Below are 11,700 nucleotides of genomic sequence, written 5' to 3'. Positions count from 1 at the left end.
CTCGGGCCGCAAGGACTTCTGGTACGTCAACCAGAAGCTGATGCAGTCCGGCCCCGAGCTCCACACCTACGCGGACAAGTGGGGCGACATCCGCGGGCGCACCATCTACCCGAACGAGGCGCGCCGCGCGTACCTGAACCTCGGCGACGAGGAGCCCGGGCACTTCGTGGACGTGGCGAAGGAGTTGGGCCTCGACGACCCGGACAACTCGCGCGGCGTGCTGCTCGCGGACCTGGACAACGATGGAGACCTGGACGCCGTCATCACCAACCAGCACGGGCCCGCGTCCGTGTACCGCAACACGCTGCGGCAGGGGGCGGGCAGGGACGCGGCGCACTTCGTGGGCCTCTCGCTCGAGGGGGATGGGCAGCGCACGGCTCGCCCCGCCGTGGGCACGCGTGTCGTCGTCTCCTACGAGGAGGGGGGCAAGCGCGTGGAGCAGGTGCGGGAGGTGGGGCTGATGGGCGGCCTGAGTGCCTCGGCGGATCCACGCCTGCACTTCGGACTCGGCGGGCACGCGGGCCCGGTGACGGCCACGCTCCACTGGTACGGCGGCGAGGTGCAGACCGTGCAGCTCGAGGCCGACCGCTACCATGTCATCCAGCAGCCCCTGTCCACCGCGGGCCTGCAGGGCACGGAATAAGGAGTCCCGATGCTTTCCGCCTTGAAGAGCGCCACCGTGGCGCGCGAGTCGCTCACCGAGGGCCAGCGTGCGCAGATGCTCGCGCTGATGCAGGTGTGCTACGCGGGAGTGAGCGCCGAGCGCTTCACGAGGGACCTGGCCGACAAGCAGTTCGTCTTCCTCCTGTCCGCGCGGCGCACGGGCGAGCTGGTGGGCTTCAGCACCCTGCGCGTCGCCGAGGAGCAGGTGGAGGGGCGGGCGGTGGAGGTCGTCTTCTCGGGAGACACCGTCATCCACCCGGACTACTGGGGGCAGAAGGAGCTTCAGGTGCGCTTCGGACGCTTCATGCTCGCGCGCAAGCTGCGCCGGCCCCTGCGCCCGCTGCTGTGGTTGCTGCTGAGCGCGGGTTTCAAGACCTACCTGCTGGCGGTGAACCACTTCCCGCGCACCGTGCCTCGGCACGACTGGGAGGCGCCGGCCGAGCGCGTGTCGTTCCTGCACGCGCTGGCCACGCGGTGGTTCGGCGCGCAGTACGACGCGGCGCGCGGGACGGTGCGCTTCTCGGGCTCGCACTACCGGGTGCGCGACGGGGTGGCGCCGATCGACCGCGAGGCGGCGGCCCATCCCCACATCGCCTTCTTCGCGCGCAGCAACCCCGGGCATGTGGAGGGCGAGGAGCTGGTGTGTCTGGCGGAGATCCGCGCGAGGGACCTCCTGTGGGCCCTGACCGAGCTGAGCATGAAGCAGCTCCGCCTGTGGACGCGCCGGGGCCTGAAGCTGATCGGCGTGAGGGCGGGCTGAACCCGTGCTGACGTCACGCCGTCTCTTGAAGGGCCTCATGGCGGCGCAGGCACCCTCCGCGCTGCTGTTCCGCCGGGCCCTCGCGTCCCCCGAGCAGGCCCAGGCCGAGTGTCTCTCCCGCGTCCTCCACGCCGTGCGAGACACCACGCAGGCCGCGAGGGCTCCAGGCTTCCCGCGAGTCCGCACCGCGCGCGAGTTCCAGGACGCGGTGCCCGTGTCCACGCCGGACTCGGTGCTCGCGGACCTCGAGGCGCTCAAGGCGGGCACACCGCGCGTCCTCACCCGCGAGCCCGTGACGCGCTTCGAGCCCTCGGGAGGCTCCTCGGGCGCGTCCAAGTACGTCCCCGTCACCCGGGGGTTGCTCGACGAGTTCCACCGCGCGCTCGCACCCATGCTGTTCGACCTGCTGCACGCGCGCCCCACCGTGCGCGAGGGCCCGAGCTACTGGTCCATCTCGCCCATTGGCCGGAAGCAGGGGCGCACCGCCGGAGGGATTCCGGTGGGCAGCGTGGAGGACTCGGCGTACTTCCCGCGCTTCCTGCAACCGGTGCTCTCCCGGGTGTTCGCCGTGCCCGGGGCCGTGGCGCACCTGCCGGATGTCGAGTCGTGCCGGTACGTGACGCTGTGGTTCCTCGTGGCCTGTGAGGACCTGGCGCTCCTGAGCGTGTGGAACCCGAGCTTCCTCACGCTCCTCATGGACGCGCTGGAGCGGCACGGGGAGCGGTTGGCCGAGGATCTGGAGCGCGGGGCGTGCCGGCCGCCCTCGGGGGGAGAGGGGACGGACGCGGTGCTCTCACGGATGCGCTTCGAGCCTCGGCCAGAGCGGGCGCGGGTGCTGCGCGAGGCACTTCGCTCCGGGCTCCAGGGACGCACGCTGTGGCCCCGGCTCGCGCTGCTCAGCATGTGGACGGATGCGCAGGCCGCGCACGCCGTCGAGCCCGCGTGCCGCCGCTTCCAGGACGTCGAGCTCCAGGGCAAGGGACTGCTCGCCACCGAGGGCGTCGTCACGCTGCCGCTCTCTGGCGCCCCCGCGCCGGTGCTCGCCGTGCGCAGCCACTTCTTCGAGTTCCTCGACCCCGAGCGCCCCGACGCCCGCCCTCGGCTCGTGCACGAGCTCGAACGCGGGCGCACGTACTCGGTGCTCCTCTCCACCTCGGGCGGGCTGCTGCGCTACCGCCTCGGAGACCTCGTCCGCGTCGAGGGCTTCCACCACGCCACGCCCTGCCTGCGCTTCCTGGGCCGAGCCGATGCCGTGTGTGACCTCGTGGGGGAGAAGCTCGCCGCCACCCGCGTCTCCACCGTGCTCGAGGCCACGCTGGCCCCCGTGCTCGGCGGCCGGCGCCCGCCCTTCGTGATGATGGCTCCCGAGTGGGACGCCTCCTCGGCTCCGGGCTACCGGCTCTTCCTAGAGACGGATGCGCCCGACGTGCGGCTCGAAGAAGCGGCCCGCGCCATCGAGCGCGCCCTGTGCGAGGGCTACCACTACCGCTACGCCCGCGAGCTCGGGCAGCTCGGGCCCGTGGAGGCCATCCGCGTCTCCGAGGGGGCCCGCGGCTACGAGTCCCGCTGCATCGCGCTCGGGCAGCGCGCCGGGGACATCAAACCCACGGATCTTCATCGTCAGGCCGGCTGGACCGCCTGGTTCACCCAGCGAGGAACGAAGCACCCATGAGGAACCCACTCGATCCCCAGAACCTCGCGCTCGTCACGACGCCGGCCGTGGACCTCGAGGCCGAGGCGGACCTCACGCGCTGTGGCGCCCTCAAGGACTTCTGGTACGTCGCCTGCCTCTCCACCGAGCTCCTCGCGGGCAAGCCGCTGGCGCGCACGGTGCTGGGCACGAACGTCGTCCTCTTCCGAGACGAGCACGGCCGGCCCACGGCCCTGCGAGACCGCTGCCTGCACCGCAACGCACGCCTGTCCGCTGGAGACGTCTTCGACGGGCGCATCGGCTGCCCGTACCACGGCTGGGTGTATGACGCCTCGGGGGCGGTGGTGGAGGTGCCCTCGCTCGGGCCGAGCCAGTGCGGCGAGGTGCTGGACGCCACGGGCCACGCGAGCGCGGGCCTGAAGGTGAAGCCGTGCGACCTCGGGAGGCTGCAGCGCTTCGACACGCTGGAGCAGGACGGGCTCGTCTTCGTCTTCATGGGAGGGGACGCCTCGCGCGCCCGGCGCCCGGCCTTCCGCGTGCCGTACTGGGGCCAGCCCGAGTGGACCGTCTACTTCATGGTGACGCGCTTTCCCAACGGGGTGACGAACCTCGCGGAGAACTTCATGGACGTGCCGCACACCGTCTTCGTGCACCGGGGGTGGTTTCGCGATCCCGCGCGCAAGCGGGTGCCGGCCACGGTGAAGCGCTCCGAGGGCAGTGTGCTCGTCACCTACAAGCAGGAGCAGGACACGGTCTCGGGACTCGGGCGCCTCTTCAACCCGAGCGGCCTGCCGATGGTCCACACAGACCACTACTTCATCCCCAACATCACCCGCGTGGACTACATGTGGGGAGACCGAAGCGGCTTCGCCATCAACTCGCAGATCACGCCCATTGGCGCCACGGACAGCCTCGTCTACACGGCCATCAGCTACCGGCTGCCGTATGACCTGCCGCGAGCGCTGGTGGCGCGAGCGCTCAAGCCGCTGGTGCGCTGGTACACCACGCAGGTCATCCGGCAGGACGTGGACATCATGGGCGTGCAGCGCGAGGGGCTCCTCAACGGCCCCGGCGGCGGCGTCTTCACGGGCACCGAGGCGGACTTGCTCCACGCGGACATCGAGGCCTACCGCCGCTGGCTGCTGGAGGGGGGACACGGCCCCGGCCCCACCGACGAGGAGCGAGACATCGTCTTCTGGATTTGAGCCGCGCGATGTGACGCCGCCCGAGCTGCGCCATGCGCTCGCCCCCGTCCTTCCCCACCTCGACAGGCGCTGACTACCCGACACTTCCGGGGCGCTTTCGAAGGAGCGGGGTTCCGCCCTGGACCCGTGATGCTTTTCCTGGTGCCAGCGCCACCAGGGCCAAGGTGAAGGGAGGCGGGGATGTACCGGATGGACGTCGACAAGCAGCACGCGCTCATCGATCTCGTCCTGGACGGACTCATCCGCCAGGAGGAGATGCGCAAGCTGGCCGAGGAGTTCAAGTCCATCATCCGCAAGCTCTCGGGCCGCAGCATCAAGGTGAAGGCGGACATGCGCACCCTGCGCGCCTCGTCACCGGAGGTGGCGGAGATGCTCGGGGAGGTGCAGCGCTACGCCGTCCAGCACGGGGTGATGCGCATGGCGGAGCTGGTGAACAGCCCCCTCGTGGCCCTGCAGCTCAACCGCTTGGAGCGCGAGAGCGGCGCGGCGAAGATCGTCCGCCGCTTCGGCGATGACCAGACGGCTCTGCACTGGCTCCTCCATGGTGAACGGGCCTCCCTATCCGCATAGCCCCGGGTAGCACCCGGTAGCGGCCCTCCCATGCTCAGAGCACATGAGTAAGGAACCAGAGCATCCGTCAGTCGGGCTGGGTGTCATCATCCAACGCGGGGAGCAAATCCTGCTGGGCCAGCGCAAAGGCTGGCAAGAGGGCTCCTACTCCATTCCTGGCGGGCTGCTGGAGACGGGCGAGACCTTCGAGGAGGGCGCCATCCGGGAGGTCGAGGAGGAGACAGGCTTGGAATTGATGGAGCCGAGGGTCATCGCCCTCACCAACAACCTCGAGACCTTCGCGCGGACCGGCAAGCACCACATCTCGGTCATCCTGTACGCCAACCAGTTCCGCGGAGAGCCCTCGGTCAGGGAGCCTGACAAGTGCGCGGAATGGAGTTGGTACGACCCTCGACGGCTTCCCGAACCCCACTTCGAAGCAAGCAGGCGTGCGGTGGCGTGCTTTCTTCGGGGAAGCTTTTACGAGCGTGACTGAGTCAGGCGTCCGCCGAGGTGCGCACATGATCGACCTGTACACGTTCACGTCGCCCAACGGACGCAAGGTGTCCATTGCCCTGGAGGAGCTGGGGCTGCCGTACATGGCGAGGTTCGTGGACATCACCCGGGGAGAGCAGTTCAAGCCCGAGTTCCTCGCCCTCAATCCGAACAACAAGGTTCCGGCCCTCGTGGACCACGAGGGGCCCGGGGGGCAGCCGATCACCGTGTTCGAGTCCGGCGCCATCCTGCTCTACCTGGCGGAGAAGACGGGCAAGCTGCTGCCGGCGGACGTGCGCGGGCGCACCGAGGCGGTGCAGTGGCTGATGTTCCAGATGAGCGGCGTGGGCCCGATGCTGGGGCAGCTCACCCACTTCCAGCGCTACGCCAAGGAGAAGCTCCCCTACGCCATCGAGCGCTACACGAAGGAGTCGGAGCGCCTCCTGGGCGTGCTGGACAAGCACCTGGGTCCGCGGGAGTACCTGGCGCCGGAGTACTCGCTGGCGGACATCGCCACGTACCCGTGGCTGGTGATCGCGCAGCAGTTCTTCCCGGAGCTCTTCACGCCCGTGGCGAACGTGCGCCAGTACATGGACCGGCTGGGCGCACGCCCCGCGGTGCAGCGCGGCATGAAGGTGCCCGAGCCGCGGTAGCGCGAGCGCCGCATTTTCCCCTCGGGGGGCTGCCCGGGTCGGTTCGGGGTGTCAGCTCCTGAGGTCAGGGGATGGTGGCCGCGTGCTGCTGCACCCAGGCCGCCAGGGACAGGGCCTGGGACTCGTCGAGCAGCGCGGCGTACGTGGGCATCTGCGTGCCCGGAGCACTGGCCTCCGGGTTGCGGATCCAGCGGGCCACCTCGAGGGTGGACTTCTCGCGGGCGCGCTTGAGCACGGCACGGTACCTGGCGCCCTCCGCGTGGCACCCCACGCAGCCCAGCTGGCTGAACAGCTGCTCGGGGCTGGTGCGCGACGAGGCCTTCACACGCGGGGTGGCGGTGGCGGGGAGAGGCTTGCCGGGAAGCTTGGGCACCGTCTGCAGGAACCGGTAGAGCGCCTCCAGCTCCACGTCCTCCAGGCCGCGCACACGCAGCATCGGTTCGCGCACCACGTAGCCCTCGGCATTCACGCCCTCGCGCATCGCGCGGATGAACTGCTCCAGCGTCCACTTGCCCAGCCCGTTCTCGTGAAAGGTGAGGTTGGTGGAGACAGAGACGATGCCCGAGGGCATGGAGAACTCGAAGCCCCCCGAGAATGCCTCCGGTCCGGCCACCTTGTCGGGCGCCAGACCCGGGGTGTGGCAATCCCCGCAGCCATACACCGAGAAGGCCAGGTAGCGGCCGTACTCCGGCGTGGGCCCCTTGGGGGGCGCCCGCACCCCGGAGGCGGGGGCGTCGGGCAGCGGCGGCAGGATGAAGCTCGCGATGATCTTGCCCAGGGTGGACAGCGCCGCGGGCGGCTGGACGCGCTCGTCCGGGGTGAAGATCGGATCCCCCGAGCGCATGAAGCCAATGACGGCTGACAGATCCTCATCGGACATGCTCAGCGTGGGCATGCCCAGCGCGCGCCGCCCATCCCGGCGCACGCCGTAGCGCACCATGCGGGCGATCTCCCCGTCCTTCAGGGAGCCGATGCCCGCCGTCGGGTGCAGGGTCAGGTTCGCCGTGTACACATTGCCGAAGAACGCGGGCATGTCCGGCATGCGACCACCGGCGACGCGACCGCTGCTGTCCTGCATGTGGCAGCTGGCACAGACATCCATGAAGAGGCGCCGGCCGCGCTCGACGGCGTGAGGCTCCGTGGCCGCCGTGAGGGCGGGCATGGGTGCCTCGACGAGGCTGCCCAGCACCGAGTTGGCTCTCACTGTGAGCCCCACCACCGCGATGCCCAACAGGCCCACGAGGGCACCGACTCCAATCAGGATTTTCTTCAACATGCTCATCCCCCCCAAACGCTGAAGCATCATCGCACAGCGTTTGGGAGGGACTGCCGAGAGCCGATGAACTTCCGACAGGCGTGTTGAGAGTTCGACCGGACTGGCCGGGAAGGGTGTCAAAGAACTCGATCCTGAACGGTGATCTGCGTTCTGGGTGCACCTCCAACCCGCTTCACTTGAACCTGCTCGAAGGAAGCCTCGATTCGGGGAAGGTCACGCCCGGAACGGATCATCTCCCGGTGCGTCTAGGAACGCAGAGGGAACGGGAGTACCTCTTTCTCGCAGTGGGGGCACTTGCGCTGCAGCGTGCCCTTCTGCTCATGCACCACGAGGGTGCCCCCTGCGGAGAGCGGGTCGTGCGCGTCGCAGCTGAACGGCGTCCGGGCTTTCTTCTTCGAGGTGCGGACCACGAACGAAGCCGGGCACACCACGCAGCGGGCAGTGCGGAGGGGCTCCTTGCAGTGCTTGCACCGAGCCTCCTTCGCTGTCGCCGCGAGGGAGCCGTCGCTCTCGAAGGCCAGGCTCCAGCGCACATCCACGGTCATGAGGGACAGCGGCGTGTACCCCGGAGGTGGCGGCTCGGCCTTCTTGTTCATCAAGCGGGAGCGAAGCGCCCCGGTCAGCAGGCCCACGACGGGCTCGAGGGCCGAGCCCGAGTACCAGGTCGAATAGGGCGCCAGGCGGGCAAGACGCTGCCGGAGCCGGGCGTGTTGGAGCGAGGTGGAGAGCAGGGCCACGGCACGGGTCTGGGCGATCTCAGGGTGGTGCCGCGCATTGAAGGCAACAACCCAGAGGTCCAACAGGGCCTGCTCCACGCCGGTCTTGCTGACGACCTCGAAAGAGTTCTCCGACTTGCCCTCCTTGGAGCCGTTCGCGAAGACGCGGGCTTCGAACTCGGCCTGGCCCGACCCATCGCCTCGTGCCTCGAGCACGTGCGCCGAGAGAGCCGCGGCATCGATGGCGGCACTCCAGAAGTAGAGCAGGTCCGGAGCACGGTCCTGGGTGGGGAAGGCCGCCATGACGGCTTGGGCCAGGTCCAGGGCCTCGTCGGCCCGGTCCAGCGCATACAGCTGGGTGGCCAGCTCCACCATGGCCAGAACGGAGTCGCGGCGCTTGAAGCCCCACCTGGCGGCGAGGCTCGCCCGCTGCCGTGCGAGGAAGGCGGGCTCATCCCGCACCTCCTCGAGGAGGCTCGGGGGTGGCGCCGTCGTGGGTTCAGCCTTTTTCTTGGAGGCCCTGGCCTTGGCCTTGGGGGCCGCCTTGGGGGCCGCCTTCTGGAGCGCGAGCCGCTCGTAGACCTCCTGGGTTTCGGCGGGGACACGGCCTTCAAAGGCCTGGTGGAACGCCGCCCGGAGCAGCGCTTCGAGGCCCTCACCGCGAACCGGGCTCTTCTTCATACCCGCCCTCAAGGTGTTCGGCTGGAGCTTGCCCTTCCAGCGCGCCGCGAGCGCGTGAATGCCCGCTTCCAGGGTGGAGACCTCCTCCTGCTCCACCTTCCAGGTGCCATTGGCTTTGTAGCAGGCGGACGCCTCGACGGATTTCTGGCCATTGCGAGAGCGGAGGCAGAGCTCGATGCGCTGCTTTCCCTTCTGGAGATCGCAGAGGCACCAGAGCTCACCTGCTTCGGCCGCGACTTCCGCCAGTCTCTTGATGGGGTTCATGACAGCTTCCGTCCTTTCGTGGTCGACGCCACGCGTGGCCCCGTGGCCGCGGGTCAGGGCTTGGGAGCTGGACACTGTACAGTACTCATCCCTCCTGAGTGTTCACGGAGTCGGGGCAGGCTCGGTGAAGAGCTCCCTCGGCACGGAGACGCCACGCAGCGCGTGCCGTCCCAGCGAACGAAGCGCGCCCCCCTGGGCGCGCGCGGCGACCTCGGCCGAGATGAGCAGTGGCACGCCGAGCTCCTTGCACAGCGACTCCATCCGGGCCGCCTCGTTGACGGCCGCACCGATGACGGTGAAATCCAGCCGGTCGCTGGCGCCAATGTTGCCGTACATGACTTCGCCCAGGTGGACGGCGACGCCCGCGCGCAACCCATGCACCCTGGCCACCTCGAGCCGGGCGAGACCATCCAGGGCGGCCCGCGCGGCCCGCACCGCGCGCGTGCAGGCGTCGCTCTCGTCTTCGCCAACCACGAACACGGCGAGCAGCGCATCCCCGACGAACTTGAGGATTTCGCCTCCCTCTTCCGCGACGGGCCGTGCCATGCACTCGAAGTACTGGTCGAGGATGGGAATCACCGCGTCCAACGCCGTGTGGTCCACGAGCGAGGTGAAGCCGCGAAGGTCGCAGTACCAGATGGCCGCGCGCAGCACCTGTCCTTCCCCCCGTTTGAACTGGCCGGAGAGGACGCGCTCGGCGGCGTTACGGCCGAGGTACACCTGGAGAAGCGAGCGCAGCGAGAACGCCGCCGATTCGAGCTCCAGGCGCACCGTGAGGAACGGCAGGAGCAGCTCGAAAAGGCGCACCTGCTCGTCGGAAAACCCGGAGGCCACATCCGTGGCGCACGAGATGAACGAGATGCGACCGTCTCCGAACACCAGCGGGGCGATGAAGTAGTCGGTGCCGCCCTGGGCGCGCAGCTCGGCCAGCTGCTGGTACGGGAGCGCCTCGATCGGGCCATCGATCCGACACCGGATGGGACCACTTCCGCGGTGAATCGCCTCGACCGGGCTTCCCTGGTACGAGGGCGACGCGATGATGGAGTGGGAGGCCGAGATCATGCTCACGCCCACGCCCCGCTGCCAATGCACCGCACGCCCGAAGAGTTCGGGATGCATGGCCAGGACGGACATGCGCAGTCGCCACAGGGGTGTGCCGTCCGCCAGCAGGCGCTCCGCGAACCCGGCCACCAACTCCGCCGCATCACCGCGCGCCGAGCGTTGCTCCAGAAGCCACTGTGCAATCGGGTGAAGCGAACCGGGGGAGGCCATGCCCCGGCATCCTATAGAGCCCTTCCGAGCCGCGCGAGGCGCGGAGCCCTCTGTCGTCATTCCGCTGTACGAACAGCGAGGACCCCGCGTAAACCGAACGCCTGCCCATTGCTTGTGCGAGGTGCCACGCCATGACCTTCGACCAGTTGAAGTTCATCGAAGTCGATCTCCAGATGCCGCTCATGAAGCTTCCGGTGCGCACGAGCCTCATCGAGCTCGAGCGAGCACGTGTGCTCTTGTCACCGGCCTCGACCCTCACCGAGGCGCAGCTTCGCGAGGCGGGAGAGGTCACCGACATCATCGCTCCCAGCCTCCTTCATACCGGCGGGATGAAGAGCGCCGCGGCAGTCCACCCGCGTGCCCGCCTCTGGGGCCCGGTCGGCATCAAGGAAAAGCTCCCCGCGCTCTCGTGGCACGGCGTCCTGGGCGTTGACGTCTGGCCGTACGACGGTGAGCTCCGTCACGTGGCCCTTGGAGGAATGCCCAGCTTCAATGAGAGCGTGTTCCTGCACCACCGCTCGAGGGTGCTGCTCGTGAGCGACCTGGTCTTCAACATCCAGGAGCCACGCGGCATCGGCGCATGGCTGATACTCGGTCTGTTCGGCACGTATCGCCGGTTTGGCGCCAGCCGCCTGTTCCTCAGCGCCGTGAAAGATCGAGCTGCGTTTCTGGAATCCCTCCAACGAATCGCCGCGCTCGACTTCGCGCACGTCGCTCCGGGGCACGGGAGCGTGGTGTCGGAAGAGGGAAAGCAGAAACTGCTCGCCGCGCTGCGCGAGCGGGGCTACGCGACCTGAACAGGCTCGGACACCCTTCCGGGCCTCCCCGCGGAAAAAAAAGCGCTCGCTTGCCCGTTTTATTCGCTGGCGGTTCTCAACTGACGAACCCACCCGCAACGGAGCAAGCCATGAAGACCGCCCTGAAGACCCTGTCCCTCGCCGCCGGTTTCGCCCTCGCTTTCCAGGCGACCCCTGCCAGCGCCAACGGCATGGGAGGGGCCTCCATGAAGGCCTCCACCCCCGCGGACGACTCGTGCACCCTCCACTCCTATGGGGCCGTCATCAACAACTGCACCTCGACCAAGTCGTACATCGTGGCCCTGCCGTTCTCCGGAAGCGCCGGGTATCGCACCTTCTCCGTGGTGGCGCAGGGAGCCGCCACCGGTGACGTGAGCTGCCGGATCGGGGCCAGCGCCAACACCCAGACCGGTTTCTACTTCGGGAGCTGGATCTCGTTGCCGGCCGCGGGCAGCCCGCAGACCATCGCCCTGGGCACGCTCTTCACGGACACCCAGAGCACCCTCTACCTGCTGTGCAACCTGGCGCATAACGCCAAGGTCTTCTCCATCCAGTGGGATAACTAGTTCCTTCGCCACCTCCCTGGGAGACCGCCATGCCGCGCACCCCAATCCTGGCCGGAATCACGGTCCTGCTGGTCTTCTTGGGCTGGCAGAAGCTGGAACGCACCTCGCTGGAGGAGCACCGCCAGCAGCAGCAGGCGGAACTCGAGGCCACC

12 protein-coding genes are annotated in these 11,700 nt (G+C 68.8%); 9 read left to right on the top strand and 3 right to left on the bottom strand.

Annotated elements, in window-relative coordinates; translation table 11 throughout:
• The 7 genes from VF697_RS02320 to VF697_RS02290 all read left to right on the top strand — a co-directional run.
• On the top strand, positions 1-643 hold a 643-nt coding region (locus VF697_RS02320), incomplete at its 5' end, for a CRTAC1 family protein (RefSeq protein ID WP_331091822.1).
• Between the two features lie 9 nt (positions 644-652).
• Complete coding sequence (locus VF697_RS02315; RefSeq protein WP_331091821.1) at positions 653-1,423, top strand: hypothetical protein; 771 nt, start codon at positions 653-655, stop codon at positions 1,421-1,423.
• Between the two features lie 37 nt (positions 1,424-1,460).
• Positions 1,461-3,095 (top strand): GH3 auxin-responsive promoter family protein, encoded by a 1,635-nt coding sequence (locus VF697_RS02310; RefSeq protein ID WP_331091820.1) that lies wholly within the window; start codon positions 1,461-1,463, stop codon positions 3,093-3,095.
• The gene (locus VF697_RS02305) at positions 3,092-4,279 is read left to right on the top strand and encodes an aromatic ring-hydroxylating dioxygenase subunit alpha (protein WP_331091819.1); all 1,188 of its coding nucleotides are present in this window, start codon (positions 3,092-3,094) and stop codon (positions 4,277-4,279) included. Before VF697_RS02310 ends, VF697_RS02305 begins: the two co-directional genes overlap by 4 nt.
• Positions 4,280-4,468: 189 nt before the next feature.
• Positions 4,469-4,849 carry an STAS/SEC14 domain-containing protein gene (locus VF697_RS02300; RefSeq protein ID WP_331091818.1) on the top strand — a complete coding sequence of 127 codons (381 nt, stop codon included), beginning with the start codon at positions 4,469-4,471 and terminating at the stop codon, positions 4,847-4,849.
• Between the two features lie 43 nt (positions 4,850-4,892).
• Entirely contained in the window at positions 4,893-5,324 is a 432-nt protein-coding gene (locus tag VF697_RS02295) for a nucleotide triphosphate diphosphatase NUDT15 (protein WP_331091817.1), read from the top strand.
• A gap of 25 nt (positions 5,325-5,349) precedes the next feature.
• On the top strand, positions 5,350-5,976 hold the full coding sequence (locus VF697_RS02290; protein ID WP_331091816.1) for a glutathione S-transferase N-terminal domain-containing protein: 627 nt from the start codon (positions 5,350-5,352) through the stop codon (positions 5,974-5,976).
• Positions 5,977-6,040: 64 nt separating this feature from the next.
• Here VF697_RS02290 and VF697_RS02285 read toward each other — a convergent pair whose 3' ends face one another.
• From VF697_RS02285 to VF697_RS02275, 3 genes are all read right to left on the bottom strand, one after another.
• Positions 6,041-7,252: a cytochrome c gene (locus VF697_RS02285; protein ID WP_331091815.1), complete on the bottom strand. Its 1,212-nt coding sequence runs from the start codon at positions 7,250-7,252 to the stop codon at positions 6,041-6,043.
• A 245-nt stretch (positions 7,253-7,497) separates the two neighbouring features.
• Positions 7,498-8,913, bottom strand: a complete 1,416-nt coding sequence (locus VF697_RS02280) for a hypothetical protein (RefSeq protein WP_331091814.1) — start codon at positions 8,911-8,913, stop codon at positions 7,498-7,500.
• A 102-nt stretch (positions 8,914-9,015) separates the two neighbouring features.
• The gene (locus tag VF697_RS02275; protein ID WP_331091813.1) at positions 9,016-10,185 is read right to left on the bottom strand and encodes an adenylate/guanylate cyclase domain-containing protein; all 1,170 of its coding nucleotides are present in this window, start codon (positions 10,183-10,185) and stop codon (positions 9,016-9,018) included.
• A 131-nt stretch (positions 10,186-10,316) separates the two neighbouring features.
• Between VF697_RS02275 and VF697_RS02270 the strand changes: the two genes are divergently transcribed.
• Both VF697_RS02270 and VF697_RS02265 read left to right on the top strand, forming a co-directional pair.
• Positions 10,317-10,982, top strand: a complete 666-nt coding sequence (locus VF697_RS02270) for a hypothetical protein (RefSeq protein ID WP_331091811.1) — start codon at positions 10,317-10,319, stop codon at positions 10,980-10,982.
• Positions 10,983-11,092: 110 nt separating this feature from the next.
• Positions 11,093-11,548, top strand: coding sequence for a hypothetical protein (locus tag VF697_RS02265; protein ID WP_331091809.1), 456 nt, complete (start codon positions 11,093-11,095; stop codon positions 11,546-11,548).
• The last annotated feature ends 152 nt before the right edge of the window (positions 11,549-11,700 follow it).

This window comes from Archangium sp. (assembly GCF_036388035.1).
Classification (GTDB): domain Bacteria; phylum Myxococcota; class Myxococcia; order Myxococcales; family Myxococcaceae; genus Archangium.
The sequence above is the reverse complement of the archived record's forward strand: the minus strand, read 5'-3'. Positions and strand labels throughout refer to the sequence as shown.

Coding starts and splice junctions, on each gene's coding strand:
- VF697_RS02315 (WP_331091821.1), top strand. CDS start 653: ATGCTTTCCGCCTTGAAGAGCGCCACCGTGGCGCGCGAGTCGCTCACC.
- VF697_RS02310 (WP_331091820.1), top strand. CDS start 1,461: ATGGCGGCGCAGGCACCCTCCGCGCTGCTGTTCCGCCGGGCCCTCGCG.
- VF697_RS02305 (WP_331091819.1), top strand. CDS start 3,092: ATGAGGAACCCACTCGATCCCCAGAACCTCGCGCTCGTCACGACGCCG.
- VF697_RS02300 (WP_331091818.1), top strand. CDS start 4,469: ATGGACGTCGACAAGCAGCACGCGCTCATCGATCTCGTCCTGGACGGA.
- VF697_RS02295 (WP_331091817.1), top strand. CDS start 4,893: ATGAGTAAGGAACCAGAGCATCCGTCAGTCGGGCTGGGTGTCATCATC.
- VF697_RS02290 (WP_331091816.1), top strand. CDS start 5,350: ATGATCGACCTGTACACGTTCACGTCGCCCAACGGACGCAAGGTGTCC.
- VF697_RS02285 (WP_331091815.1), bottom strand. CDS start 7,252: ATGTTGAAGAAAATCCTGATTGGAGTCGGTGCCCTCGTGGGCCTGTTG.
- VF697_RS02280 (WP_331091814.1), bottom strand. CDS start 8,913: ATGAACCCCATCAAGAGACTGGCGGAAGTCGCGGCCGAAGCAGGTGAG.
- VF697_RS02275 (WP_331091813.1), bottom strand. CDS start 10,185: ATGGCCTCCCCCGGTTCGCTTCACCCGATTGCACAGTGGCTTCTGGAG.
- VF697_RS02270 (WP_331091811.1), top strand. CDS start 10,317: ATGACCTTCGACCAGTTGAAGTTCATCGAAGTCGATCTCCAGATGCCG.
- VF697_RS02265 (WP_331091809.1), top strand. CDS start 11,093: ATGAAGACCGCCCTGAAGACCCTGTCCCTCGCCGCCGGTTTCGCCCTC.